We start from the raw sequence: 26,504 nt of genomic DNA, 5'->3' as shown, positions 1-26,504 counted from the left end.
TGCGCGACCCGGCTGGTCCGCACCAGCCGGGTCGCGCTCACGCCCCGAGCGCGGGGTAGTCGGTGTAGCCCTCGGCGCCGCCGCCGTAGAAGGTCGCGGCGTCGGGCTCGTTGAGCCCGGCGCCCTCGGCCCAGCGCCGCGGCAGGTCGGGGTTGGCGATGAAGAGACGGCCGACCGCGACCGCGTCGGCCAGGTCCTCGTCGAGGATCGCCTGGGCCGACTCCAGGGTGGTGACCTCGCCGAAGCCGTCGTTGGCGATGACGACGCCGCCGAACGCCGCCCGCAGGTCCTGCACCAGCGGGAGCCGCGGGTCGGCCAGGACGCTGAGGTAGGCCAGGCCCAGCGGGGCGAGCTGCTCGACCAGGTGCGTGTACGTCGCGCGCACGTCGTCGGCGTCCTCCTCGGTGGCGCCCTGGATGTTGTGCGCCGGGCTGATCCGGATGCCGACCCGCTCGGGGCCGACGGCCCCGGCCACGGCCCGGGTCACCTCGACGGCGAAGCGGGCCCGGTCGACGGGGGAGCCGCCGTACTCGTCGGTGCGGGTGTTGGACCCGGGGGCGAGGAACTGGTGGATCAGGTAGCCGTTGGCGGCGTGCACCTCGACGCCGTCGAGACCGGCCTCGACGGCGTTGCGCGCGGCCTGCGCGATGCCGGCGACCACGCCGGGGATCTCGTCGGTCGCCAGGGCCCGCGGGGTCGGGTGGGGCTGCGGACCGGTCGGGGTGAACATCTCACCGGGCGCGGCCAGCGCGGAGGGGGCCACGACGTCCTCGCCGCCGGTGTTGTCGGGGTGCGCGATGCGCCCCGCGTGCATCAGCTGGGCCACGATCCGCCCGCCCCGCTCGTGGACGGCGTCGGCGACGCGGCGCCAGCCGGCCAGCTGCTCGGGGGAGTGGAACCCGGGGGTGCTCGGGTAGCCCTGCCCCTCGGCCACGGGCTGGCTGCCCTCGGTGATCACCAGGCCCGCGGAGGCTCGCTGGCTGTAGTAGTCGACGTGCAGGTCGCCGGGCACGGTGCCGACGGCCCGGTTGCGGGTCAGGGGGGCCATCACCAGGCGCGAGGGCATCGCGAGGGCGCCGGCGGTCAGGGGCTCGAAGAGGGAGGGCATGCCTGGTCCAACCCGCTCGCGCCCCCACGGCATTCCGACCGCGGGGGTGAGGGACAATCGTGGTGATGACGACCCTCGACCTCGCGCTGGTGGCCCAGCTCGCCGTGCTGCACCTGGGTTCGCTGCACCCCGTGGAGCGCGCGCTGACCCTGGCGCTGGCCTTCGGCCCCTTCGTGGTGCTGGGCGCGGTGGTCTGGTGGCGCTCGCGCCACGCCGAGGACGACCCGGACATCCACAACGACCAGGACGACCAGGACGACGGGGAGCAGGTCCCGACTCAGCGGGACAGGTAGTCGCGCCCCACCTTGTTCTCGACGAGCAGCGCCTTGCGCAGCATGTCGGCGACCAGGCCCTCGACCTTGCCGCCCACCAGCGGGATCGACACCTTGACGGTCAGGTCGACGGTCTCGGTGGTGACCCCGCCGCTCTCGGCCAGGGTGGCGGTGCCGCGCATGTCGCCGGGCTTGCCCGGGATGGTCACGGTGATGTCGCCCGCTTCGGGGCTCGCCCAGTGCTCCTCCTGCACGATCGTGATCTCGTCGCCGATCAGCTTCTTGGCGAACGAGGGGATGCCGGCGGCGTCCTGCACCTGCTCGATGCGCACCTCGACGCCCTCGCCGGTGGAGTCGACGCGCACGTCGTGGCGCAGCACCCGCTGGCGCTCGCAGACCTCCTCGCGGAAGGCGGGGTCGGCCAGCATCGCCGCGACGGCGGCGAGGGGGGCGCCGTACGTCAGGTCCTGGCGCAGCTGCTTCGACATCAGCGCACCCCCGCCAGCCACGCGGTCCCGACGCCCTGCTCGACCTCGAGGCCCGACTTGATGTTGTCGGCCATCAGGGCCTCCAGCCTGCCGCCCACCAGCGGCACCTTCACCTTCACGTCGAGCTCGACCACCTCGCGGGTGCCGGCCGCCCCGGGGCCCACCGCCTCGAGCACCACCGTGCCGGTGGCCGAGGTCGGCCTGCCGGGGGAGGTCACCGACACCGTGCCGCCCGAGCGGCTCGACCAGTCCTCCTCGACGACGGCCTGCGTGGTGTCGCCGGTGATCCTGCGCGCGATCGAGGGCAGGCCGGCGGTGTCCTGGACCTGGTCGACGACCAGGTGGAAGCCACCCGCGTCGCGCGGGGTCAGCGTGACCTCGGCGGAGACCACCTGCTGGGCCCGGCAGACCTCCTCGCGGAAGGCGGGGTCGCTGAGCATGGCGTAGACCTCGGCCGGGGAGGCGTCGTAGGTGAGCTCGTGGGTGAACTTCATGGCCGACATCATGCCGGGACCGGAGCGTGATTGGGTGCGGGGCATGAGTGAGACGTTCGTGTCCTTCGGCGAGCAGGGTGCCCAGCTGACCTACGGGTCCTACCTGCGGCTGCCCCAGCTGCTCGACAGCCAGCACCTCGAGTCCGACCCGCCGGCCCACGACGAGCTCCTCTTCATCACCATCCACCAGGTCTACGAGCTGTGGTTCAAGCAGCTGCTGCACGAGGTGACCGCCGCCCGCGACGCCCTGCTGTCGCCCGCGGGCGCCGGGCGCGAGCGGCTGTGGTGGGCCCAGCACCTGCTCACCCGTGTGCACGTCATCGAGCGGACCCTGGTCCAGCAGGTCGACGTGCTCGAGACGATGACCCCGCAGGACTTCCTGGAGTTCCGCCAGCGCCTGGCCCCGGCGAGCGGCTTCCAGTCGGTGCAGTTCCGCGAGCTGGAGTTCCTCTCGGGGGCCAAGGACCCGGGCTACCTCGAGCGCTTCCGCGGGCTCAGCGACGACGAGCAGCAGCGGCTGCGCCGCCGGCTCGAGGAGCCGACGCTGTGGGACGCCTTCGTGGCCGCCCTCGCCGGCGCCGGCCTCGCGGTCGACGACGACGAGCAGGTCGCCCGGTCGCTGCACACCGTGGCCCACGACCGCGACTCGCACGCCGCGCTGTGGGCGCTGGCCGAGGCGCTGCTGCAGCACGACGAGCTGGCGGCCTCGTGGCGGGCGCGCCACGTGGTGATGGTGGAGCGGATGATCGGGGCCAAGTCGGGCACCGGCGGGTCGAGCGGGTCGACGTACCTGCGCTCGCGGCTGCCGCTGCAGTACTACCCGCTGCTGTGGGAGCTGCGCTCACAGCTGTGAGGTGACCCGGAAGACGGCCCACCGCGAGCCGCCCCCCGTGTTGTCCGCGTCACGCCGTGGTCCTAGGGTCGGATCGTGTCAACGACGACGCACGATCTCGACAAGTCCGAGCTGATCTCCAGGGCCGCGGAGCTGGCCCGAGCGGGCCGCGGCAGCGGTGGCCCGCCGCACGAGGAGGTCGGCGACCTGCTCGCCGCCTACTACCGCCACGTGGCCCCCGAAGACCTCGCCGAGCGCAGCGAGAGCGACGTGTACGGCGCCCTGGCCAGCCACTACCGCCTGGCCCAGCAGCGTCCCCAGGGACGCGCCGAGGTGCGGGTCTTCACCCCCAGCCTGGCCGAGCACGGCTGGTCGGCCGGCGGGCACAGCGTCGTCGAGGTCGTCACCGACGACATGCCCTTCCTGGTCGACTCGCTGACCATGGAGCTCTCGCGCCAGCTGCGCGCGGTGCACCTGGTCGTGCACCCGCACTTCGACGTCGAGCGCGCGATCACCGGTGAGCTCCAGCGCGCCCGGGTCGTCGACGACGGCGCGATGGAGCCGCAGGACTCCTCGGTGCGCGAGTCGTGGATGCACGTCGAGATCGACCGGCTCGCCGACGACGACGACGTCGACCAGATCGTCGACGACGTGCAGCGGGTGCTGCGCGACGTGCGCGAGGCCGTCGAGGACTGGCCGCGCACCCGCCAGCGGATGCTCGACATCGTCGAGGGCCTGCGCAGCGACCCGCCGGTCGAGCTGACCGCCGAGGAGGTCCGCCAGGGCGCGGAGCTGCTGGAGTGGCTGGTCGACGACCACTTCACCTTCCTGGGCTACCGCGAGTACCGCCTCGAGACCGCCGAGATCGAGGGCGTCGACGAGGACGTGCTGCGCGCGGTGCCCGGCACCGGGCTGGGCATCCTGCGCGCCGACCAGACCCACAGCACCGCCTTCGCGCGGCTGCCCGACCCGGTCAAGGTCAAGGCCCGCGAGAAGTGCCTGCTGGTGCTGGCCAAGGCCAACTCCCGCGCCACCGTGCACCGCCCGGCCTACCTCGACTACGTCGGGGTCAAGACGTTCGACGAGAGCGGCCAGGTCGTCGGCGAGCAGCGCTTCCTGGGGCTGTTCTCCTCGACGGCGTACGCCGAGTCGCTGACCCGCATCCCGCTGCTGCGCGAGAAGGCCCGCGAGGTGCTGCGCCGCAGCGGCTTCGACCCGCGCTCCTACGCCGGCCGGGCCCTGATGGACACCCTCGAGACCTACCCGCGCGACGAGCTCTTCCACACCGACGTCGCCCAGCTCGCCACGATGGCCGAGTCGGCGATGCTGGCGCGCGAGCGGCGTGCGGTGCGCGCGATCATCCGCCCCGACACCTACGGGCGCTACGTCTCGGTGCTGGTCTACCTGCCGCGCGACCGCTACAACACCGCGGTGCGCGAGCGGTTCAGCGAGATCCTCCTCGAGCGCCTGGGCGGGGAGTCGATCGAGTTCACGGTGCGCATCAACGAGTCGACCACCGCGCGGGTGCACTTCGTGGTGCACCTGCCGCGCGGCGAGACCGACCCGACCCTCACCGGCCAGCTGCGCGCGCTCGACACCAACGACCTCGAGCGCCGCCTCGCCGACGCGTCGCGCTCGTGGCGCGACGACTTCCTGGCCGCGGTCCTCGCCGAGTACGGCGAGCAGGCCGGCGCCGTGCTCGGCCGGCGCTACGCCGACTCCTTCCCCGAGGCCTACAAGGAGGACTACTCGGCGCGCACCGCCGCGGTCGACCTGGGTCGCCTCGAGGCGATCGAGGGCGAGGAGGGGCTCGACCTGTCCCTGCACGAGCACCTCGACGCCGGTCGCGGGGAGGTGCGGCTGAAGGTCTACCGCGTCGGCAGCCCGCTCTCGCTCTCCGAGGTGCTGCCGATGCTCTCGAGCCTGGGCGTGGAGGTCGTCGACGAGCGGCCCTACGAGATCGAGCACCCCGAGCGCTACTGCTACGTCTACGAGTTCGGGCTGCGCTACGGACGGTCGCTGCCGGAGCGCTCGCGCGACCTGTTCGTGCAGTCCCTGCACGCGATCTGGGACGGGCGCACCGACACCGACGGGTTCAACGTGCTGGTGCTGGCCGCCGAGCTGAGCTGGCGCCAGGTCGCGGTGCTGCGCGCCTACGCCAAGTACATGCGCCAGGGCGGCTCGCCGTTCCAGCTCGACACCATCGAGGAGGCGCTGAGCAGCAACGTCGACATCACCCGGCTCCTGGTGCGGCTCTTCGAGACCCGCTTCGACCCGGCCTGCGAGGACCGGGAGGCCCGGCTGGAGACGCTGCGCGACGAGCTCGCCGGCGCGCTCGACGACGTCGCCAGCCTCGACCACGACCGCATCCTGCGCTCCTACCTGATCCACGTCGGCGCCACCCTGCGCACCAACTACTTCCAGCGCGACGAGCAGGGCGACCCCAAGAGCTACCTCAGCCTCAAGCTGGAGCCGTCGGCCATCCCCGACCTGCCCCGGCCGCGCCCGGAGTACGAGGTCTTCGTGCACTCCCCGCGCGTCGAGGGCGTGCACCTGCGCTTCGGGTCGGTGGCCCGCGGCGGGCTGCGCTGGTCGGACCGCCGAGACGACTTCCGCACCGAGGTGCTGGGCCTGGTCAAGGCGCAGATGGTCAAGAACACCGTGATCGTGCCGGTCGGCGCCAAGGGCGGCTTCTTCGCCAAGCAGCTGCCCGACCCCTCCGACCGGGAGGCCTGGATGGCCGAGGGCATCGCCTCCTACCGCACCTTCATCAGCGGCCTGCTCGACATCACCGACAACCTCGTCGACGGCGCCAGCGTGCCGCCCTCCGACGTGGTGCGCCACGACGGCGACGACTCCTACCTGGTGGTCGCGGCCGACAAGGGCACCGCGACCTTCTCCGACATCGCCAACGAGCTGTCCCAGGACTACGGCTTCTGGCTCGGTGACGCCTTCGCCAGCGGCGGCTCGGTGGGCTACGACCACAAGGCGATGGGCATCACCGCACGCGGTGCCTGGGTCTCGGTGCAGCGCCACTTCCGCGAGCGGGGCATCGACTGCCAGGCCGAGGACTTCACCTGCGTCGGCATCGGCGACATGTCCGGCGACGTGTTCGGCAACGGGATGCTGTGCTCCGAGCACATCCGGCTCGTGGCCGCCTTCGACCACCGCGACATCTTCCTCGACCCCACGCCCGACGCCGCGGCGTCGTACGCCGAGCGCAAACGGCTCTTCGAGCAGCCGCGCACCACCTGGGCCGACTACGACACCTCCCTGATCTCCGAGGGCGGCGGGGTGCACTCGCGGTCCAAGAAGTCGATCCCGATCACCCCGCAGGTGCGCGAGGCGCTCGGCATCAAGGACGACGTGACCTCGATGGCCCCGGCCGAGCTGATGCGCGCGATCCTGACCGCCCCGGTCGACCTGCTGTGGAACGGCGGCATCGGCACCTACGTCAAGAGCCGCGACGAGACGCACGCCGACGCCGGCGACAAGGCCAACGACCCGATCCGGGTCGACGGGCGCGACGTGCGGGCGCGCTGCATCGGTGAGGGCGGCAACCTGGGCCTCACCCAGGCCGGCCGCATCGAGTACGCCCGCTTCGGCGGCGACCCGGAGACCGGCGGCGGACGCGTCAACACCGACTTCATCGACAACTCCGCCGGCGTCGACACCTCCGACCACGAGGTCAACATCAAGATCCTGCTCGACCGGGTGGTCGCCGAGGGCGACCTGACCGGCAAGCAGCGCAACGAGCTGCTGGCGCAGATGACCGACGAGGTCGCCGAGCTGGTGCTGCGCGACAACTACGAGCAGAACCTGGCGCTGGCCAACGCGCTCTCGCACGCGCCGTCGCTGCTGCACGTGCACGAGGACTTCATGAAGCGCCTCGAGCGCGAGGGCGTCCTCGACCGTGCGGTCGAGGGGCTGCCCAGCAGCCGCGAGGTACGCCGGCGCGCCGACCGGGGCGAGGGGCTGACCGCTCCCGAGCTCTCGGTGCTGCTGGCCTGGACCAAGATCGTGCTGGCCCAGGAGCTGCTCGCCTCCGACGTGCCCGACGACCCGTACCTCGACCAGGACCTGCTGGTCTACTTCCCCTCCGCGATGCGCGAGCGGTTCACCGAGCAGATCCGCAACCACCCGCTGCGCCGCGAGATCATCGTGACCCAGGTGGTCAACGACCTGGTCAACGGTGCCGGCATGACCTTCTGGCCGCGCCTGGGCGGGGAGACCGGCGTCGGGCCCGCCGAGCTGACCCACGCCAACTTCGTGGCCCGCGAGATCTTCGGCTCGCTGCCGCTGCGCGAGGAGCTGCGCTCCTACGACAACCGGCTCGACGCGTCGGTGCAGACCCGGATGCGTCTGGAGATGCGCACCCTGGTCGAGCGCGCCACCCGCTGGCTGGTGGCCAACCGCCGCGCCCCGCTCGACAGCAGCGGCACGGTCGAGCAGCTCAGCGGACCGGTGCAGGAGACCGTCGCGCGGCTGCCCGAGCTGATGACCGGGCGCGAGCTGTCCGCCTTCGAGCAGCGCCGCGACAAGCTCGTGGAGCGCGGGGTGCCCGAGGACCTGGCCGCGCGCGTCGCGGTGCTCCCGCCGGCCTACATGGTGCTGGGCATCGTCGACGCCGCCAACCGCGAGGGGCTCGACCCCGCCGAGGTCGCCCGGGTGCACTTCGCGCTCGGCGAGCGGCTGGGCCTGTCCGCGCTGGTGCTGCGCATCCTCTCGCTGCCGCGCGAGGACCGGTGGCAGACGATGGCGCGGGCGGCGCTGCGCGACGACCTGCACTCGGTGCACCTGCAGCTGACTCTGCGTGTCATCGAGGCCAGCGACGGCGAGGAGTCGGCCCCGGCCCGCATCGCGACCTGGGAGGAGGCCGACGCGACCGCCGTGGGCCGCGCGGCGACCACCCTGGGCGAGATCTGCTCCGACGACGACGCCGACCTGGCGCGGCTCTCGGTCGGGCTGCGGATCGTGCGTGGGCTGCTGACGAGCTAGGAGTCCCGACCGGCTCGCGGGACAACCGCGCGGGCCGGTCGGCGCGTCCTACGTGCATGGAGCTGTCATGGGGACGATGAGCGGCGACTTCGCGGGCTTCTTCGCCGCCGCCTGGCCCAGGCTCTACCCGATGGCGGCAGCTGTCGCGGGGGAGCGCGGCGCTGCCGAGGACGCCCTGCAGGCGGCCTTCGCCAAGGCCTACTCCCGGTGGGACAAGGTGTGCGCGGCCGAGCACCCGGAGGCGTACGTGCGCCGCATCGTGCTCAACGAGATCGCCGGTGCCCGGCGCTACGGCTTCGCGCGCCGTGAGCGGCCCAGCGAGCAGCTGCCGCTCGACGGCCGCTCCCACGACTCGCCCGAGGCCGACGTGGTGCGCCGCGACGAGGTGCTGTCCGCGTTGCGCAGCCTGCCGCCGCGCCAGCGCGCGGTGCTGGTGCTGCGCTACTACGAGGACCTCTCGGAGGCAGAGATCGCCCGCTCCCTGGGCTGCAGCCGCGGCACCGTGAAGTCGCAGGCGTCGGCGGCGCTGGCGTCGCTGCGCCGCCTGCGTCCCGACCTGGTGGCCAGTGGCCTCGACGCGCCCCAGGAGGAGCGATGACCATGCACGACCTGACCCGCGAGCTGCGCGAGGCCTGCGAGGCGCTGCCGGTGCCTCCCGGCGACCTGGACCGGGCGGTGCGCCAGGGTGGTCGCCTGCGCCGGCGTCGCCGCGCGGCCCTGGGCGGCGCCGCCGGGGCCACCGTGCTGGCCGGCGTCGTCGCCCTCGCGCTGCTCGTCGGCGGAGGGAGCGACGGGCCGCGGGTGCTGGACCCGGCCGGCCTGGGCCCCTTCGACACCAGCGGCGGCCTGCGCGGGTACGCCGATCCCGGCGGCGACCTGCACCTCGGCGGCCGCACGTTCGAGGGGATGGGCCAGCAGCTGGGTGACCTCGACACCGGTGCGAGCGGCACCCAGCACGGCATCGTGCACTCGGTGTCCGGTCGTCCGCGGCTGCTGGCGCCCGACGGGCGCTCCTACCCGCTGGTCGCGTCGGAGGTCGACGACCGCTCGTCGTTCCGGCCGGGCAGCCGGGCCGACAGCACGGCGTCCACCGCGGTGGTCGCCACCCTCCACCAGGGCACGGCGACGCTGCACCTGGTCGACGTCGCGCGACGCAGCACCCTGGCCAGGCGGCCCCTCGACTGCCCGGGCTCCTGCGACTCGCTCCGGCTCGACGCGCTCGACCGGGGCAGGGTGTTCCTGCGCGGCCCCGACGGTGCGGCGGTCTGGGACACCGCCGACGACTCCTGGACGTCCTTCGACCCGCGGACCCGGATCGCCGACGTGCGGTCGGGGGTCGTGCTGCACGACGGTCCGCCCGCCCCGCAGCTCGAGGCGCTCGGGCTGCGCCAGGTCGGCGGCGCCGTCGACTCCCGGCTCACCTTCGACGGCCGGCACGTGCTGGCGTGGTCGAGCCGCCTGGCGCCGACGACGCCCGACGCGGAGCCGTTGCGCCTGCAGCGCGGTCCCGGTGGGACCGAGCCGCGCGACCGCGATGCCCTGGCCTTCTGGAGCATCGACAGCGACGGGTCGGTGCTCGTGGCCACGACACGGCGCTACCCGCGCTACGACGTCGTCGACTGCGACCCGGTCACCGGGCGCTGCGAGGAGGTCGGTGTGCTGCGCACGAGCAGCGGTGACCCGGTCTTCCTCGGCAGCGACTCCTGAGCAGCGTGCCGCCGGGGGCACGGGAGCCGGCGTCCCACGGCCCCGGGGGTGAGGAAACCAGGGTGAAGGGTGTCGGTGGCGCCGCCTAGGATCGTCGACGATGTCAACCAGTCTCGGATCCCCCAGCAGCGCCGACCAGCTCGGTCCCGACCCGGACCGGCCGCCGGCCGCCGGCGTGCACTCGCTGTGGCGCCTGCGCGGCTACCTGCGCCCCTACGTCGGCTCGCTGGCCATCATGCTGGTGGCCTCCCTGGGCGGGGTCGCGCTGGCGATCGGCATCCCGCTGGTGACCCGGGCGATCATCGACGGACCGGTGACCGACCGCGACCTGGGGGCGCTGCTGCCGCTGGCCGGCCTGGCGCTGCTGCTCGGCGTGCTCGAGGCGGTGCTGGTGTTCTGGCGCCGGTGGGTGCAGTCCAACGCCGTGCTCGGGCTCGAGACGACGATGCGGCGCGACCTCTACGCCCACCTGCAGCGCCTGCCGATGGCCTTCCACGCCCGCTGGGGCTCGGGCCAGCTGCTCTCGCGCGCGACCACCGACCTGGCGGCGATCCGCCGGTTCTCCGGCTTCGGCCTGCTCTTCCTGCTGATCAACGTCGTCCAGCTCGTGGCCACCACCGCCGTGCTGCTGCACATGTACTGGCCGCTGGGCCTGGTCGTGGCCGCCGCCGCCGTGCCGATCGTGTGGCTCTCGATGCGCTTCGAGAAGCGCTACGTCGTCATCTCGCGCCAGGTCCAGGACGAGCAGGGCGACCTGGCGACGCTGGCCGAGGAGGGCGCCGTCGGCATCCGGGTCATCAAGTCCTTCGGGCGCAGCACCCACGTCGGCGAGCTCTACGACGTCGCCGCGCGCCGCCTGCACGCCACCAGCGTCGACAAGGCGCGGCTCTCGGCGAAGTTCTGGACCTTCCTCGAGGTCATCCCCAACGTGGCCGTCGTGGTCGTGCTGCTGCTCGGCGCCATCGGGGTCGGGCGCGGACAGCTCTCGATCGGTGAGCTGGTCGCCTTCATCACCCTCATGCTCAGCCTGGTCTGGCCGGTCTCCTCGCTGGGAGTGATCCTGGCCATGGCCCAGGAGGCGATGACGGCGTCGGCGCGGATCCTGGAGATCTACGACACCGAGCCCGCGATCCGCAGCGGCGAGCGCGAGATCGCCGAGCCCCGCGGCCACCTGCGCCTCGAGGGCGTGCACTTCGCCTTCCCCGACGCCCTCGACGAGCCGGTGCTGCGCGGCGTCGACCTCGACGTGCGGCCCGGCGAGACGATCGCCCTGGTCGGCGCCACCGGCTCGGGCAAGACGATCCTGACCGCGCTGGTGCCCCGGCTGTGGGACGTCACCGCCGGTCGGGTGCTCCTCGACGGCGTCGACGTGCGCGAGCTGCGCATCGAGCACCTGCGCAGCCTGGTCGCCACCGCCTTCGAGGACCCCACCCTGTTCTCGATGAGCGCCCGCGAGAACCTCACCCTGGGCCGTCCCGACGCCACCGAGGCCGACATCGAGGAGGCGCTGGAGATCAGCCAGGCCGGCTTCGTCCACGACCTGCCGTGGGGCCTCGACACCCGCATCGGCGAGCAGGGCATGGCGCTCTCGGGCGGTCAGCGGCAGCGCCTGGCGCTGGCCCGCGCGGTCCTGGCCCGACCCCACGTGCTGGTGCTCGACGACACCCTGTCCGCCCTCGACGTGCACACCGAGGCGCTGGTCGAGGAGGCGCTGGGCCGGGTGCTGGCCTCCACCACCGCGATCGTCGTGGCCCACCGGGCCTCCACGGTGCAGCTCGCCGACCGCGTCGCGCTGCTCGAGGACGGCCGGATCACCCACGTGGGCAGGCACCGCGAGCTGCTGGCCACCGTGCCGGCGTACCGCGACCTGCTCGCGGGCGACGAGAGCGCGGAGGTGCCCGCATGAGCGAGCAGCCGTCGCGCTCGTGGCGCGGGGAGGCGCAGGTCGACGCCGACGAGGCCGCCGAGCGGCTGACCGCCGGCTCGCTGGGCGGCGGCGCGGGACGCCTGCTGCGCGAGCTCTTGACGCCCTACCGCCGCGCCCTGCAGGTGCTGGTGCTGATCGTGCTCGTCGAGAACGCCGCGCGCCTGGCGATCCCCTACCTGGTCAAGGTCGGCATCGACTCGGGCATCCCGCCCATCCGTGAGCGCGACGACCTGTCCACCCTGCTGGTGGTGGTCGGTGCGGTGCTGCTGGCCACGCTGACCCAGGCCGTGGCGCGCAACCGCTTCCTGGTGCGCCAGGGGGTGGTCGGCCAGGACGTCCTGCTGGCGCTGCGCCGCCGCGTCTTCGGGCACTTCCAGGCACTCAGCCCGGCCTTCCACGACGGCTACACCTCGGGACGGGTGATCTCGCGCCAGACCAGCGACGTCGACGCCATCCACGAGATGCTCGAGACCGGCTTCGACGGGCTGGTCACCGCGGCGCTCACCCTCGTCGGCACCGCCGGCATCCTGCTCTTCCTCGACGTGCGCCTGGGGCTGGTGGCCCTGCTGTGCGGGCCGTTCCTGGCGCTGCTGACCAACTGGTTCCGCAAGGCCTCGGCGAGCAGCTACCGGGTCACCCGCGAGAAGGTCGCGCTGGTCATCGTCCACTTCGTGGAGTCGATGGGCGGCGTGCGGGCGGTGCAGGCCTTCCGCCGCGAGGAGCGCAACCAGGCGATCTTCGACGACGTCAACGACCAGTACCGCCGCGCCAACCTCGTCGCCTTCCGCCTGGTCGCCTGGTTCATGCCCGGCATCCGGCTGATCGGCAACATCACCATCGCCGTCGTGCTGCTCTACGGCGGCTACCTGGCCTACCGCGGCGAGGTCACCGTCGGCGTGCTGGCCGCCTTCCTGCTCTACCTGCGCCAGTTCTTCGAGCCGATGATGGAGATCAGCCAGTTCTACAACACCTTCCAGTCCGCGTCGGCGGCGCTGGAGAAGCTCGCCGGCGTGCTGGAGCAGGAGCCCGACGTGCCCGAGCCGGCCGAGCCCCGCCCGCTCGAGCAGGCGGCGGGGGAGCTGCGCTTCGACGCGGTGCGCTTCGAGTACGTCGAGGGCCGCCCGGTGCTGCCCGGCCTCGACCTGGTCGTGCCCGCGGGCCAGAGCGTCGCGCTGGTCGGCACCACCGGGGCCGGCAAGACCACCCTGGCCAAGCTGGCCACCCGCTTCTACGACCCGAGCGCCGGGCGGGTGCTGCTCGACGGGGTCGACGTGCGCGACCTGGCCAGCGACACCCTGCGCGACCACGTGGTGATGGTGACCCAGGAGAACTACCTGTTCTCCGGCACCATCGCCGACAACATCCGCTTCGGGCGACCCGGGGCGACGATGGACGAGGTCGTGGCCGCCACCACCGCGCTCGGCGCGCACGACTTCATCGCCGCCACGCCGCAGGGCTACGAGACCGACGTGGCCAACCAGGGCGGTCGGCTCTCGGCCGGCCAGCGCCAGCTGGTGGCCTTCGCCCGGGCCTTCCTGGCCGACCCCGCGGTGCTGATCCTCGACGAGGCGACGTCCTCGCTCGACGTGCCCTCCGAGCGGCTGGTCCAGCAGGCGCTGCACACGGTGCTGGCCGGGCGCACGGCGGTGATCATCGCGCACCGGCTCTCCACGGTGCAGATCGCCGACCGGGTGCTGGTGATGGAGCACGGGTGCGTCGTCGAGGACGGCAGCCCGCAGGAGCTCGTCGCCGCCGGCGAGGGCCGGTTCTCGGCGCTGCACGAGGCCTGGCAGGCCTCGCTGGCCTAGACGGGCGGACCCCTGCGGCGGCGTACTAGGGTCCGGGGCATGGGAGCGATCGAGACGGTCGACCTGACGATGACCTACGGCACGCTGCGGGCGGTCGACGCCGTCTCGATGCAGGTCGCCGAGGGGGAGTTCGTCGGCGTCCTGGGCCCCAACGGTGCCGGGAAGACCACGCTGCTCGAGATGGTCGAGGGGCTGCGGCGTCCCACGTCGGGCAGCGCCACCGTGCTGGGCGAGCCCGTGTGGCCGCGCAACGCGGCGCTGCTGCCGCGCATCGGCGTGCAGCTGCAGGCCTCGTCGTTCTTCGAGCGGCTCACCGCGCGCGAGCAGATCCGCACCTTCGCCGCGCTCTACTCCCGTCCCGCGCGCGAGGCCGACGACTGGCTCGAGCGGGTCGGCCTGGCCGAGAAGTCCGGCACCCGGGTCGAGGACCTCTCCGGCGGCCAGGCCCAACGGCTCTCGATCGCCTGCGCGCTGGTGCACGACCCCGACGTGGTCTTCCTCGACGAGCCCACCGCGTCGCTGGACCCGCAGGCGCGGCGCAACCTGTGGGACCTGCTCTCGGGGCTCAACGAGTCGGGACGCACCGTCGTGCTCACCACGCACCACATGGACGAGGCCGAGGCCCTCTGCGACCGGGTGGCGATCATGGACCACGGCCGGCTCCTCGAGATGGACAGCCCGGCCGCGCTGGTGCGCGGCCTCGACGCGCCGGCCCGGATCACCGTGGCGCCCGGGCAGATCGACCGGTCCGCCGGACGCGCCCTCGACGGGGTCGAGGACGCGGAGGTGCGGGTCGAGGGCACCGTGCTGGTCACCCGGGAGCCCGCGCGGGTGGTCAGCCGGCTCGCCGAGCTCGACCTGCTCGACGGGGTGCAGGTGCAGACCGGCACCCTCGAGGACGTCTTCTTGACCCTCACCGGGCGGGAGTACCGCGCATGAGGCAGTTCTGGGCCCTCTCCCTGGCCATCGTGCGCGGCTTCACGCGCGACAAGGCGTCGGTCTTCTTCTCGCTCGTCTTCCCGCTGATGTTCCTGGTGCTCTTCGGCGGCATCTTCGCCGACCAGAGCCGCTCCGAGCTCGACATGGTGCAGGTCGGCGACGTGCCGGTCCTCCAGGAGCTGCCCGAGGGCGCGCAGGAGGCCTTCGACGACACCTTCGCCGTCACCCGCACCGACGACGTCGACGCCGCCGTCGACCTGGTGCGCAGCGGCGACGCCGACGTGGCGGTCGAGATGCGCGGCGACACCCTGGTCGCCCACATCACCCTCACCGACCAGGTCGCCGCGGCCGTCACCCGCGGCTCCCTGCAGGCCTTCGTCGACGGCACCAACGTCTCGCTGCTCGCGCAGGACGCGGGCCGCGCGCCGCCGTACGAGCTGGCCGTCGAGCCGGTCGAGGACGAGTCGCTGAGCGCCATCCAGTTCGTGACCCCCGGCCTGCTCGGCTGGGCGGTGGCGATGAGCGCGGCGTTCGGGGCCGCGGCGACGCTGCAGGGCTGGCGGCAGTCGAAGCTGCTGCGCCGCCTGCAGCTGGCCCCGGTCGCGACCCGGACCGTCGTGGGCGCCCGGGTGAGCGTGACCCTGGTGATCGCGCTGGTGCAGATGGCGATCTTCCTGGGCCTCGGCACGGTCCTCTTCGGGCTCAGCCTGACCGGGTCGTGGTGGATGGCGGTGCCGCTGCTGGTCACCGGGACCCTGAGCTTCATGGCGCTGGGCCTGCTGGCCGGCGCGGTCACGCGCAGCACCGAGGGCGCGGTCAACGCGGCCAACTTCGTGGTGCTGCCGATGGCCTTCCTCAGCGGCTCGTTCTTCCCGCTCGACGCGGCCCCGCAGTGGCTGCAGACGGTGTCGCAGGGGCTGCCGCTGCGCCACCTCAACGAGGGCATGCTCGACGTGATGGTGCGCGGCGAGGGCCCCTCCGCCGCGCTCGCACCGATCGGGGTGCTGGCACTCTTCGCCGTGGTCGTCACGCTCGTGGCGGCCCGTCTCTTCCGATGGGAACGTGCATGAACCTGCTGAGCACCCCGCTGGCCCGCCTCGAGCGGCTGGCACGGCCCCTCACCGGGCGCCCGAGCCCGTTGTGCGACGCGCACGTGGTGGTCACCGGGGCCTCCTCGGGCATCGGCGAGGCCACGGCGTACGCCGCCGCTGCCGCCGGCGCCCACGTGCTGCTCGTGGCGCGCCGCGCCGAGGAGCTCGAGCGCGTGGCGGGGCGGGTGCGCGAGCAGGGCGGGCGCGCCACGACCTACCCCTGCGACCTCACCGACGGCCCGGCCGTCGACGCGCTGGCCGCGCGGCTGCTCGACGAGCACGGCCACGTCGACCACCTGGTCAACAACGCCGGGCGCTCGATCCGGCGCTCGCTGGCGCTGAGCGGCGGGCGCTTCCACGACGTGGAGCGCACGATGGCGATCAACTTCCTGGCCCCGGTGCGCCTGACCATGGGCCTGCTGCCCTCGATGCGCGAGCGCGGGTCGGGGCACGTGGTCAACATCGTGACGTGGGGCGTGCAGCTCAAGGCGCCGAAGTTCTCGGCCTACATCGCCTCCAAGACCGCCCTCGACGCCTGGAGCCGGGTCGCGGGCCGGGAGACCTGGGCCGACGGCGTCACCTTCACCTCGATGCGCTTCGGGCTGGTCGAGACGGCGATGACCGCACCCACCGAGGCCTACGCCGGGCGGGGCGCGAGCCCCGAGCAGGCCGCCGCACGCGTCGTACGCGCGATGGAGCAGCGGCCGGTGCTGGTCAGCACGCTGGCCGGCAACGTCGGTGAGGTGCTCAACCTGCTCGCGCCCCGGCTCACCGACGTGCTGTTCGCCCGCGCCGACCGGACCTTCGCCGACTCCGCCGCCGCCCGCAGCGCCGACCCCGCCCCCACCGCCCCCGCGAAGGTTCATCGGGTACCCGACGAACCTGTCGCCACCTGACCGAAGGTCCAGCCAGGCAGCGGGAGCTTCGTCGGCCGGCCGATGAACCTCCCGCCGGGCCGATGAAGCTTCATCGGCCACCCAGGAGATCCATCGGCCGGCCGATGAAGCTCCCCTGGCTCAGCTGGCCTTCTTGGCCGCCGACTTCTTCGAGGTCGACTTCTTGGCCGCGGTCTTCTTGGCGGGAGCCTTCTTCGAGGTCGACTTCTTGGCGGGGGCCTTCTTGGTGGTGCTCCGGCCGGACCCCGACTTCTTCTCGCCCTCGTCCTCGGCGGCGTCCGCGTCGGCGTCCTCGTCGGAGTCCGCGTCGGCGTCCGAGTCGTCCTCGTCGCTCTCGCGGCGCCCCGACTTGGCGGCGTCGACCGAGCGCTGCAGGGCCGCGAGCAGGTCGACCACCTCGCCGGAGGACTTGGTCGAGGTGGGGGTGCGCTTCATCTCGCCGCCCTCGATCTTGGTCTTGACCATCATCTCGACGGCCGCGGCGTAGTCGTCCTCGAACTCGGCGGCGTCGAAGTCGCCGGCGAGGGTGTCGACGAGCATCGTGGCCATCTTGACCTCGGCGTCCTTGACCTCGCCGGTCTCGACCGAGAAGTCGGGGGTGCGGATCTCGTCGGGCCACATCATCGTCTGCAGCACGATCACGTCGTCGCGCACCCGCAGCACCGCGATGGTGGTGCGCTGGCGCAGCGCGACCGTGACCACGGCCATCCGGTCGGCGTCGACCAGCGCCTGGCGCAGCAGCGCGTACGGCTTGGCGCCGGACTTCTCCGGCTCGAGGTAGTAGCTCTTCTCGAAGAGCATCGGGTCGATCTGCTCGGAGGGCACGAACTTCTCGACCGCGATCTCGCGCGACGACGTCGACGGCAGCTCGGCCATGTCGTCGTCGGTGAGGATGACCATCTCGCCGTCCTCGGTCTCGTAGCCCTTGGCGATGTCGGCGTAGGGCACCTCCTCGCCGTCGATCGAGCAGACCCGCTGGTAGCGGATGCGACCGCCGTCCTTCGCGTGCACCTGGCGGAAGGAGACGTCGTGCGACTCGGTCGCCGAGTAGAGCTTGACCGGCACGCTGACCAGCCCGAAGGACACCGCACCCTTCCAGATCGCGCGCATCACGAGCCTCCCTGTCGACGTGCGCCCGCCCGGGCGCCCCACCAGTGTGACGGGTGGGACGCCCGCTCGTCATCGCCCGGGTGGGCGCGGTCGACGACCGGCTCGGGCAGGATGGGCGCGTGCCACCGCCGCGCCCGATGCTCGCGACCAAGGCCAGCAGCCTGCCCACCGGCCCGGAGTGGTCGCACGAGGTGAAGTGGGACGGCGTGCGCATCCTCGCCGACCTGTCCGCCACGCACGGCGGCCCCGCCCGGCTGTGGAGCCGCAACGCCAACGAGGTCGGCGTCGCGTGGCCCGACGTGGTCGACAGCCAGCTCGGCGCGCGGGACCTGCTCGTCGACGGCGAGGTGATCGTGCTCAACGAGGCGGGGGTGCCCGACTTCCGGGTGCTCCAGGAGCGCCTGCACGTACGCCGCGCGCGCACCGCCGAGCGGCTGGCCGGCTCGCTGCCGGCGACGTTCATGGTCTTCGACCTGCTGCGTCTCGACGGCACCGACCTCACCGGCCTGCCGTTGCACGAGCGGCGCGCCCGGCTCGCCGACCTCGACCTGGGCCGCTGGCAGGTGCCGGCGGCGTACGACGACGGGGCGATGCTGCACGCCGCGACCCTCGAGCAGGGGCTCGAGGGCGTCGTGAGCAAACGCCTCGCCTCGCGCTACACCTTCGAGCAGCGCAGCCCGCACTGGCTCAAGCTCGCCCACCGGCACCGCCGCTCCTACGTGGTCGGGGGCTGGCGCCCGCAGGAGGGCAGCAGCGACCGGCTGGCCGCGCTGCTGGTGGGGGAGCCGACGCCCGACGGCCTCGCCTACCGCGGCCGGGTGGGCAGCGGCATCGGCGGCCGGGTCTCGCGCCGACTCACCGAGCTGGTCGCGGGCCTGGCCCGCGCCACCAGCCCGTTCGGCGACGAGGTGCCCGCCGTCGACGCCCGCGGCACGCACTGGCTGGAGCCGGTGCTGGTCGTCGACGTCGACACCCACGGCACCGGCCACGCCCGGCTGCGGCAGCCGTCCTACCGCGGCCTGCGCGAGGACCTGTCGCCCGACGACCTGCGGGACCAGTCGTGACGGGGCTCGTGGAGGGAGGGCGCTGATGGCCGGCGAGGAGCTGCTCGTCGACGTCGAGGGCCGCACCCTGCGCATCAGCAACCTCGACAAGGTGATGTACCCCGCCACCGGCACCACCAAGGGCGAGGTGCTGCAGTACTACGCCCGCATCGCGCCGACGCTGCTGCCGCACCTGACCGACCGGGCGGTGACCCGGATCCGCTGGCCGCACGGCACCGGGGGGAGCAGCTTCTTCGAGAAGAACGCGCCGGGCGGCACGCCGTCGTGGGTGCGCACCGTCTCGGTGCCCACCACCGGCAGCCGCGGCGAGTCGCGGCACGGCGACCGCCTGGTCTTCCCGGTCGTCGACGACCTGGCGACGCTGACCTGGATGGCGAACCTCGCGGCCCTCGAGCTGCACGTGCACCAGTGGCGGGTGGGCCGCAACGGGCGGCCCCGCAACGCCGACCGCATCGTCATCGACCTCGATCCCGGCGACCCGGCCGGCCTGCACGAGTGCTGCCAGGTGGCGCTGCTGGTGCGCGAGCGGCTCGCCGAGCGCGGGCTCGAGGCCCGCCCGGTGACCAGCGGCAGCAAGGGCCTGCACCTCTACGCCACCCTGCCGCGACGGCTGGCGCCGGCGGACTCGACCGAGCTGGCCAAGCAGGTGGCCGAGGAGCTGTCGGCGGCCCACCCGCGCCGGGTCACCGCCATCATGACCAAGGCACGGCGCGGCGGCAAGGTCTTCCTCGACTGGTCGCAGAACGCCGGCTCGAAGACCACCATCACGCCCTACTCGCTGCGCGGGCGAGAGCGTCCGTACGTCGCTGCGCCGGTGTCGTGGAGCGAGGTCGAGGCCGGCGCGGAGGACCCCCTGGGGCTCGAGCAGCTGCGCTTCGAGGAGGTCGTGGAGCGGGTCGAGGAGCGCGGCGACCTGTTCGCCGACCCGTCCTGAGCGTCCTGCCGGCCGCCGCGGAGCGGGGTGTTACCCAACCGTGCACACGTCGTGGTGTCGGCGTGGTGGCGACGTGGCCGCGCCGTGCGCGCGGAGACCTACGGTCGAGGAGGACCGGCGCTCGTCCGGCCCGAGACCAGGGGAGGACCCGCCATGACCTCGATCCAGCTCTCACGCCACGGCCAACCGCAGCTGTCGAGCCTGAGCAGCTCGCAGCTGCGCTCCGGCGGCGTCGTCGCGGTCGTGCTCCTGGTGCTGGCGGGCACGGTGTGGCTCAGCGGCATCCCGCTGCGCGCCGCCGACGTCGACTCGGGGGCCGGGATGTCGCTCAGCGCGGGGGAGCAGGGCACCACCCTGAGCGTCACCAGCCTCGACGCCGGCGCCAGCGCCAGCCGCACCGTGACGATCCGCAACCCCGAGGGCTCCGACGTGCGCCTGGCCCTGGTCGAGAACGCCGCCCCCACCACCGCCGCGGGAGGGGCGCTGGTGCTGCGGATCGAGCACGACGAGCGGACCGTCTACGAGGGTCCCTTCGGCGCCATGGCCGACGTGAGCCAGGACGTGGGCTGGGTGGCGGCACGCGGCGAGAGCACGTTCACCTTCACCGTCTCGCTCCCTGCGGAGGCGGTGCCGTTCTCGGCAGGTGGACAGCCCGCCACCGCCAGCTACGCCTGGGAGACCACGCCCTGAGCGGGGCCGGGCAGCAGTGCGCAGACGGTCAACTGGGGCGTTGGACCCGCGCCGGCATGCCCGTGCCCCTATGCTTCGAGGCATGGGTCAGCGCGTGTTGGTGGTCGAGGACGAGGAAGACATCGCCTTCCCCCTCGTGCGCACCCTCGAGCGCGAGGGCTACGAGGTCTCCTGGGTCGACAGCGGGCAGCGCGCCCTCGACGACCTGAGCGGCATCCCCGCCGACGTGGTGATCCTCGACCTGGGGCTGCCCGACATGGACGGTCTCGAGGTCTGCCGACGCGCCCGCGAGGCGGGCTACGAGGGCGCCATCATGATCGTGACCGCCCGCGCCGGCGAGCTCGACCGCGTCGTGGGGCTCGACTACGGCGCCGACGACTACCTGGCCAAGCCGTTCGGGCTGGCCGAGCTGCAGGCCCGGGTCCGGGCACTGCTGCGCCGCACCGCGAGCGGCTTCGCGGCCGGCTCCGAGGTCGACCCGCACGGGCTGCGCATCGACGTGGCGGCGCGGCGGGTCTACTCCGGCGAGCACGAGGTGCCCCTGACCGGCAAGGAGTTCGAGGTGCTCAACATCCTCGCCTCGCAGCGCGACAAGGTCGTGGCCCGCAGCCGGCTGATGGCCGACGTGTGGGACGAGAACTGGTACGGCTCCACCAAGACCCTCGACGTGACCATCGGCCGGCTGCGCCAGAAGCTCGAGGGCGTCGGCGTCACCGACAAGATCGTGGCCGTGCGCGGTGTCGGCTTCCGGCTCGAGGGTCCCGCCCCGCGCCCCGCCTCCTCGACCTCCTCGTCGGCCACGTCCTCCGCAGCCGACGGCTGACCCGGTGGCCAGTCCCGAGCGCGAGCGCGACGCGGCCGCCCCGCGGCGCGAGGTGCTGACCTGGCTCACCGACATGGACGGCGTCCTCGTGCACGAGGAGGTGCCGATCCCCGGCGCCCAGGAGTTCATCGAGGCCCTGCAGCGCTCCGGTCTCGGCTTCATGGTGCTGACCAACAACTCCATCTACACCCCGCGCGACCTGCGCGCCCGACTGCTGGGCAGCGGCATCGACGTGCCCGAGTCGGCCATCTGGACCTCGGCCCTGGCCACGGCGCAGTTCCTGCACGACCAGCGCCCCGGCGGATCGGCGTACGTCGTCGGCGAGACGGGGCTGACCACCGCGATGCACGACGCGGGCTACGTGATGACCGACCGCGACCCCGACTACGTGGTGCTCGGCGAGACCCGCACCTACTCCTTCGAGGCGATCACCCGCGCGATCCGGCTGATCGACGGCGGCGCGCGCTTCATCGCCACCAACCCCGACCCCAGCGGCCCCAGCCAGGACGGCAAGCTGCCGGCCACCGGCGCCGTCGCCTCGCTGATCACCACCGCGACCGGCCGGGCGCCCTACTACGTCGGCAAGCCGAACTCGTTGATGATGCGCAGCGCGCTGAACCGCATCGACGCCCACTCCGAGACCACCGTGATGGTGGGCGACCGGATGGACACCGACATCATCGCCGGCCTCGAGGCGGGGCTGCGCACGGTGCTGGTCACCAGCGGGTCGACGCCACCCGAGCAGGTCGGCACCTTCCCCTACCGGCCCACCGTGGTGCACGAGTCGGTGGCCGACCTGGTCGACCTCGTCGAGCAGTGGGCCCACGCAGACCCGGAACCGCCCCGCGGCCCGGCCGGGCAGTAGTCTCCGCGCATGCCGTCCGGCCCACCTGCCGCGAGGCGCCAGCGACTCTTCCTCGTCGTCGCCGCCGTGGTCGCCGCTGCGCTCTTCGTGCTCTTCTGGGCGCTCCTGGCCTCCTCGCTGCCCGCCACGACCCGCGCCGACGTCAGCGCGCTGGGCCTGCTCGTCGCCGGTCTGCTGGCCACCGCGAGCACCGCCAACCGGGCGCGCTGGTCGAGCGGTGGCCGACGGCGGGCGTGGCGGCTGCTGTCGCTGGCGGGGCTGACCGCGCTGTCCGGCAACGTCGCCTCGGCGCTGCTGCGCGCCCCGGGCAGCGAGGGGACCGCGCCCGTCGGTGACGTCGCCATCGCCGTGGCGCTGCTGCTCTCGATCGCCAGCCTGGCCACCTTCACCCAGGTCACCCGCAGCCGGGTCGACCTGGCGGTGATGGCCCTCGACGGACTGATCCTCGGCGCCGCGGTGCTGATGATCGCCGCCAGCCTCGTCTACGACCAGCTGCTCGACTCGGGCAACAACGTCTCGCTGCTGGCCGGTGCGGTGATCCCCATCCTCGACGTCGTGCTGGCGACCGTCGCCCTGATCCTGCTGCGCCGCACCCGCGGCCCCGACCGGGTCGCCCTGGGCCTGGTCGCGGCCGGCTTCATCGTCTACACGATGACCGACCTCGGGTACGCCGTGCGCGTGGCCGCCGGCACCTTCGAGTTCGGCTCGCTGCTCGACCTGGGCTGGATCTCGGGCTATCTCCTGCTCGCCCTGGCCGCCTGGTGGCCGACCCGGGTCAGCGACGTGACGCGCGAGGACGGCGTCGCGGGCGCGGAGGACTGGGACACCGCGGTGGTCTTCGGCGTGCTCCTGGTCGCCACGATGGTCGAGGTGATGGGCAACGGTGCCGGCGGCCTGCTCAGCATCGAGGCCTTCTTGTGGTTCCTGCTGATCGGGGGAGCGGGGGTCCGACAGGGCCTGATCGCACGGGACAACCGCGACCTGCGCCGCAACCTGGAGGAGCAGGTGCGCGAGCGCACCGCCGACCTGGGCCAGATGGCGCGCGAGACCGAGGTGCTGCTCTCCTCGGTCGCCGACGGCATCTACGGGGTCGACCTCGACGGCCGGGTCACCTTCGTCAACCCGTCCGGCGCCCAGATGCTCGGCTACGCGGTCGACGACCTGGCCGGCCAGCTCGCCCACGACGTCTTCCACGCCCCGGACGAGGACGGGCACCCCTACCCGGCCCAGGACTGCTACATCGCCGACGCGGTGCTCCTGCGCCGGGTCAGCAACGGCGAGGAGGACCGCTACGTCCGCGCCGACGGTGCGGTCTTCCCCGTGGAGATCACCGCGAGCCCGCTGGTCGACGACGACACCGGCGAGGTCCGCGGTGGGGTGGTCGTCTTCCGCGACATCACCTCCCGGCAGGAGGTCGAGCGGGTCAAGAACGAGTTCCTCTCGGTGGTCAGCCACGAGCTGCGCACCCCGCTCACCTCGATCCGCGGCTCGCTCGGCCTGCTCTCGGGCGGTGTGATGGGCGACCTGCCCGAGCAGGCCGCGTCGATGGTCGACCGCGCCCTGATGAGCTCGGAGCGGCTGACGCGGATGATCAACGACATCCTGGACCTCGAGCGCATCGAGTCGGGCACGCTGGCCCTGGAGGTCCAGCCCCACGACGTCGGCGACCTGCTGGCGATCGCCGACCGCGAGATGGAGGGGCTGGCGACGAGCCGCGACGTCCGGCTGGTGCGCCACGTCGACTGCCCGGCGCGGGTGCTGGCCGACCACGACCGGATCGTGCAGGCGCTGACCAACCTGATCGGCAACGCCGTCAAGTTCTCCCCGCCGGGCTCCGTCGTCGAGCTCGACGCCCGCCTGGTCGACGGCGACGTCGAGATCCAGGTCCGTGACCGCGGGCGCGGCATCCCCGACGACCGGCTCGACACCATCTTCGACCGCTTCGTGCAGGTCGACTCCTCCGACATGCGCCGCGAGGGCGGCTCGGGCCTGGGGCTGGCGATCTGCCGCGGCATCGTGGAGCGGCACGGCGGGCGCGTGTGGCTGGAGAGCGAGGTCGGCGTCGGCACGACGGCCCACCTGTGCCTGCGATCGGCACCGGAGCTCGCCCCGTTGACGGGACCCTCCGCGACCTCGCCGTGAAGGTCAAGGAACAATCAGGCGTCGTCCACCCGGCGGCGGCGTCCGCTCCGCCGGGCTTCGCTGCATCGGAGGCCCCGTTGGTACCCGCACCGTCCCTCGACAGCCCCGCCTCGGCGGCGGGCCCCCGCATCACCGTGCGCACCGGCAGCGGCACCGGCCGCACCCGGCTCTCGGCCTTCGACGCGGCGCTGCGCGAGGCCGGCGTGGCCGACCTCAACCTGATCACCCTCTCCTCGGTCGTGCCGCCGGGCAGCACCGTCGTGGAGTCGCACGAGCCGCTCGAGCACCAGCACGGCGACCGGCTCTGGTGCGTGCTCGCCTCGGCCGGGGCCGAGCAGCACGGCGAGGTCGTCTGGGCGGGGCTCGGCTGGGCCCGGGACACCCGCACGGGAGCGGGTGTCTTCGTGGAGCACCACAGCGGCAGCGAGGAGGCCCTGCGCACCCAGATCACGCTCAGCCTCGAGGACCTGTGCGCCTCGCGCGGCTGGAGCCAGGTCGAGAGCAGCACCGTCGTGGCCACCGCGGAGTGCGTCGACGACCCGGTCTGCGCCCTCGCGGTGGCCGCCTACGAGGTGCAGGGGTGGACGAGCGGTGCCTGAGCGGACCCTGGACGGGCTGAGCATCACCATCGACGTCGAGGGGGCTCTCGACCCCGACGTCGTGGAGCGCTTCCACGCCCTCTACGCCGAGACCTTCGCGCCGATGGCCACCCGGGCCGTGGCCCGCCAGGTGCTGCACCGCGAGGAGTTCGTCGAGGAGATGAGCGACCCACGGGTCATGAAGTACGTCGCCCGCGACCCCGCGGGCGACGTGGTCGGCCTGACCACCCTGACCCGCGACCTCGAGACGGTGCCGTGGATCAGCCCGGATTACTTCGCCGCGCACTACCCCGAGCACACGGCCCGCAACGCGGTGTTCTACCTGGGATTCACCCTGGTCGCCCCGCGGCACCAGCGCACCCACGTCTTCCAGTCGATGATCGAGCAGGTCATCGCGCGGGTCCTCGAGGAGCGGGGGGTCTGCGGGTGGGACGTGTGCGCCTACAACGAGGAGGTGCTGGGCTTCTCCACGATGATCGGCGAGCTGCTGCACTCCCACGCCGACTGCACGGTCGAGCAGGTCGACGCCCAGACCTACTCCGTCGTGGAGATGCACGGCCCGCCGCCGGCCTGAGCCGCCCGGACGGGTGCCGCACGGATGCCGGATCGGGTGCCCGCACCGGTATCCTCTCCACCAGCAGCCGTCCTGGGACTGCGCCCCGTCGAGAGGAAACGATGCCGACCGTGCTGGTGGTGGACGACGACGACGACGTCCGCATGGTCACGTGCCTGTCGCTCACCAGGGTGGGTGGCTGGGACGTGCTCGAGGCCTCCCGCGGCCGCGAGGCGATCGACGTGGCCCGCGATGCCCGGCCCGACGCGATCCTGCTCGACCTGATGATGCCGGACATGGACGGCATCACGACCTTCGGGCTGCTGCAGGAGGACCCCGCGACGCGTGGCATCCCGGTCGTGCTGCTGACCGCCAAGAGCCACGTCGGGCCGAACCAGCCCTGGGACGGCCTCGCCGTGTCCGGCGTGCTGGCCAAGCCCTTCAGCCCGATGGAGCTGCCGCGCGACGTCGCGGCGCTGCTGGGCTGGGAGACCCGCTAGCCGCGGTCGCGCCCGGGCCGCACCGGCCCCGCCTCCTGCCGTACGACGGCCAGCACCGCCCGAGCCAGCGACGCGGACAGCTCGGCCGGGCCCACCGGTGCCGGTGAGACCTGCTCGTCCTCGAAGAGCGCCCGGGTCGCCCCGAGGCCGAAGAGCAGCCGCCACGCGGCCTCGGCGTCGCCGGCCCGGGCCCCGAAGCGCTCGCCCAGCCACCGGGTGACCCCCGCCCCGACGCGGTGCGTGAAGGCGGTGCTGAGCGCCTCGGCCTCCACCGAGCCGGCCCGGCCCACCAGGAAGGCCCGCATGGCCGCCCGGTGCCGCCCGAAGATGTCGACAGCGGCGGCGGCCAGCAGGCCCACGGCGCGCTCGTCGTCGACCTCCTCGTCGGCGCGGGCGAAGGCCGCACCGGTCTCGGCCTCGATCGCACCGAGCGCTCGGGTCTGGGCCGCGAGCATCAGGCCGTGGCGGTCGCCGAAGCGGTGGTAGAGCGAGCCGTTGGACGTGCCGGCCGCCCTGGCCACCGCGGCCACGGTGACCGCACCCTCGCCGCCGTCCTCGAGCAGGCGCAGCGTCGCGTCGAGCATCCGCTCGGCCGACGACTCGCTGCGGGACTGGAGGGGGGCGCGCATGCCGGGAGCCTAGCCACAATGGAGCAGGTGCTCTA

Annotated in this window: 24 protein-coding genes; 19 read left to right on the top strand and 5 right to left on the bottom strand. The window is 73.2% G+C overall.

The window, feature by feature from the left end; genetic code table 11:
- Nucleotides 1–37 precede the first annotated feature (37 nt).
- Nucleotides 38–1,108, bottom strand: a complete 1,071-nt coding sequence (locus JOE61_RS05375; RefSeq protein WP_193669090.1) for an alkene reductase — start codon at nt 1,106–1,108, stop codon at nt 38–40.
- A gap of 65 nt (nt 1,109–1,173) precedes the next feature.
- Between JOE61_RS05375 and JOE61_RS05370 the strand changes: the two genes are divergently transcribed.
- Nucleotides 1,174–1,401, top strand: a complete 228-nt coding sequence (locus tag JOE61_RS05370; protein WP_193669091.1) for a hypothetical protein — start codon at nt 1,174–1,176, stop codon at nt 1,399–1,401.
- Here JOE61_RS05370 and JOE61_RS05365 read toward each other — a convergent pair.
- Entirely contained in the window at nt 1,386–1,868 is a 483-nt protein-coding gene (locus JOE61_RS05365; protein ID WP_193669092.1) for a DUF2505 domain-containing protein, read from the bottom strand. The two genes, JOE61_RS05370 and JOE61_RS05365, sit on opposite strands and share 16 nt — an antisense overlap.
- Nucleotides 1,868–2,362 (bottom strand): DUF2505 domain-containing protein, encoded by a 495-nt coding sequence (locus JOE61_RS05360; protein WP_193669093.1) that lies wholly within the window; start codon nt 2,360–2,362, stop codon nt 1,868–1,870. The genes JOE61_RS05365 and JOE61_RS05360 overlap by 1 nt, the downstream gene beginning before the upstream one ends.
- 43 nt (nt 2,363–2,405) lie before the next feature.
- Between JOE61_RS05360 and JOE61_RS05355 the strand changes: the two genes are divergently transcribed.
- The 9 genes from JOE61_RS05355 to JOE61_RS05315 all read left to right on the top strand — a co-directional run bounded on the left by JOE61_RS05355 (nt 2,406) and on the right by JOE61_RS05315 (nt 16,560).
- Complete coding sequence (locus tag JOE61_RS05355) at nt 2,406–3,215, top strand: tryptophan 2,3-dioxygenase family protein (protein WP_193669094.1); 810 nt, start codon at nt 2,406–2,408, stop codon at nt 3,213–3,215.
- A 75-nt stretch (nt 3,216–3,290) separates the two neighbouring features.
- Nucleotides 3,291–8,192, top strand: coding sequence for an NAD-glutamate dehydrogenase (locus JOE61_RS05350; RefSeq protein WP_307822826.1), 4,902 nt, complete (start codon nt 3,291–3,293; stop codon nt 8,190–8,192).
- Nucleotides 8,193–8,268: 76 nt separating this feature from the next.
- Entirely contained in the window at nt 8,269–8,790 is a 522-nt protein-coding gene (locus JOE61_RS05345; RefSeq protein WP_193669095.1) for a SigE family RNA polymerase sigma factor, read from the top strand.
- Entirely contained in the window at nt 8,787–9,899 is a 1,113-nt protein-coding gene (locus tag JOE61_RS05340) for a hypothetical protein (protein ID WP_193669096.1), read from the top strand. Before JOE61_RS05345 ends, JOE61_RS05340 begins: the two co-directional genes overlap by 4 nt.
- A 100-nt stretch (nt 9,900–9,999) precedes the next feature.
- Nucleotides 10,000–11,805, top strand: coding sequence for an ABC transporter ATP-binding protein (locus JOE61_RS05335; RefSeq protein WP_193669097.1), 1,806 nt, complete (start codon nt 10,000–10,002; stop codon nt 11,803–11,805).
- Nucleotides 11,802–13,634 carry an ABC transporter ATP-binding protein gene (locus tag JOE61_RS05330; protein ID WP_193669098.1) on the top strand — a complete coding sequence of 611 codons (1,833 nt, stop codon included), beginning with the start codon at nt 11,802–11,804 and terminating at the stop codon, nt 13,632–13,634. Before JOE61_RS05335 ends, JOE61_RS05330 begins: the two co-directional genes overlap by 4 nt.
- Nucleotides 13,635–13,673: 39 nt before the next feature.
- Nucleotides 13,674–14,573: an ABC transporter ATP-binding protein gene (locus JOE61_RS05325; protein ID WP_193669099.1), complete on the top strand. Its 900-nt coding sequence runs from the start codon at nt 13,674–13,676 to the stop codon at nt 14,571–14,573.
- The gene (locus tag JOE61_RS05320; protein WP_193669100.1) at nt 14,570–15,643 is read left to right on the top strand and encodes an ABC transporter permease; all 1,074 of its coding nucleotides are present in this window, start codon (nt 14,570–14,572) and stop codon (nt 15,641–15,643) included. The genes JOE61_RS05325 and JOE61_RS05320 overlap by 4 nt, the downstream gene beginning before the upstream one ends.
- A complete protein-coding gene (locus JOE61_RS05315; RefSeq protein WP_227491735.1) occupies nt 15,640–16,560 on the top strand; it encodes an SDR family NAD(P)-dependent oxidoreductase in 921 nt (306 codons plus the stop codon). The genes JOE61_RS05320 and JOE61_RS05315 overlap by 4 nt, the downstream gene beginning before the upstream one ends.
- 120 nt (nt 16,561–16,680) lie before the next feature.
- On the opposite strand, the gene ku is transcribed toward JOE61_RS05315, so the two are convergent.
- Nucleotides 16,681–17,670: a non-homologous end joining protein Ku gene (gene ku, locus JOE61_RS05310; RefSeq protein ID WP_193669102.1), complete on the bottom strand. Its 990-nt coding sequence runs from the start codon at nt 17,668–17,670 to the stop codon at nt 16,681–16,683.
- 119 nt (nt 17,671–17,789) lie between these two features.
- Here ku and ligD (JOE61_RS05305) point away from each other — a divergent pair, with 119 nt between their 5' ends.
- From ligD (JOE61_RS05305) to JOE61_RS05265, 9 genes are all read left to right on the top strand, one after another.
- The gene (ligD, locus tag JOE61_RS05305; protein WP_307822823.1) at nt 17,790–18,734 is read left to right on the top strand and encodes a non-homologous end-joining DNA ligase; all 945 of its coding nucleotides are present in this window, start codon (nt 17,790–17,792) and stop codon (nt 18,732–18,734) included.
- 25 nt (nt 18,735–18,759) lie between these two features.
- Nucleotides 18,760–19,668: a non-homologous end-joining DNA ligase gene (gene ligD / locus JOE61_RS05300; protein ID WP_193669103.1), complete on the top strand. Its 909-nt coding sequence runs from the start codon at nt 18,760–18,762 to the stop codon at nt 19,666–19,668.
- Between the two features lie 153 nt (nt 19,669–19,821).
- The gene (locus JOE61_RS05295; RefSeq protein WP_193669104.1) at nt 19,822–20,358 is read left to right on the top strand and encodes a hypothetical protein; all 537 of its coding nucleotides are present in this window, start codon (nt 19,822–19,824) and stop codon (nt 20,356–20,358) included.
- Between the two features lie 82 nt (nt 20,359–20,440).
- On the top strand, nt 20,441–21,181 hold the full coding sequence (locus tag JOE61_RS05290; RefSeq protein ID WP_227491736.1) for a response regulator transcription factor: 741 nt from the start codon (nt 20,441–20,443) through the stop codon (nt 21,179–21,181).
- 73 nt (nt 21,182–21,254) lie between these two features.
- Nucleotides 21,255–22,046, top strand: a complete 792-nt coding sequence (locus tag JOE61_RS05285) for an HAD-IIA family hydrolase (RefSeq protein WP_193669176.1) — start codon at nt 21,255–21,257, stop codon at nt 22,044–22,046.
- A 9-nt stretch (nt 22,047–22,055) separates the two neighbouring features.
- Nucleotides 22,056–24,188, top strand: coding sequence for an ATP-binding protein (locus JOE61_RS05280; protein ID WP_193669106.1), 2,133 nt, complete (start codon nt 22,056–22,058; stop codon nt 24,186–24,188).
- 77 nt (nt 24,189–24,265) lie between these two features.
- Nucleotides 24,266–24,787, top strand: coding sequence for a pyruvoyl-dependent arginine decarboxylase (locus JOE61_RS05275; RefSeq protein ID WP_193669107.1), 522 nt, complete (start codon nt 24,266–24,268; stop codon nt 24,785–24,787).
- Nucleotides 24,780–25,361 carry a hypothetical protein gene (locus JOE61_RS05270; protein WP_193669108.1) on the top strand — a complete coding sequence of 194 codons (582 nt, stop codon included), beginning with the start codon at nt 24,780–24,782 and terminating at the stop codon, nt 25,359–25,361. The genes JOE61_RS05275 and JOE61_RS05270 overlap by 8 nt, the downstream gene beginning before the upstream one ends.
- A gap of 101 nt (nt 25,362–25,462) precedes the next feature.
- A complete protein-coding gene (locus JOE61_RS05265; protein ID WP_193669109.1) occupies nt 25,463–25,840 on the top strand; it encodes a response regulator in 378 nt (125 codons plus the stop codon).
- Here JOE61_RS05265 and JOE61_RS05260 read toward each other — a convergent pair.
- Nucleotides 25,837–26,469: a TetR/AcrR family transcriptional regulator gene (locus JOE61_RS05260; protein WP_193669110.1), complete on the bottom strand. Its 633-nt coding sequence runs from the start codon at nt 26,467–26,469 to the stop codon at nt 25,837–25,839. The two genes, JOE61_RS05265 and JOE61_RS05260, sit on opposite strands and share 4 nt — an antisense overlap.
- Between the last annotated feature and the right edge of the window lie 35 nt (nt 26,470–26,504).

This window comes from Nocardioides salarius (genome assembly GCF_016907435.1).
GTDB classification, from domain to species: Bacteria; Actinomycetota; Actinomycetes; order Propionibacteriales; family Nocardioidaceae; genus Nocardioides; species Nocardioides salarius.
This window is presented reverse-complemented; position numbering and strand designations above follow the sequence as displayed.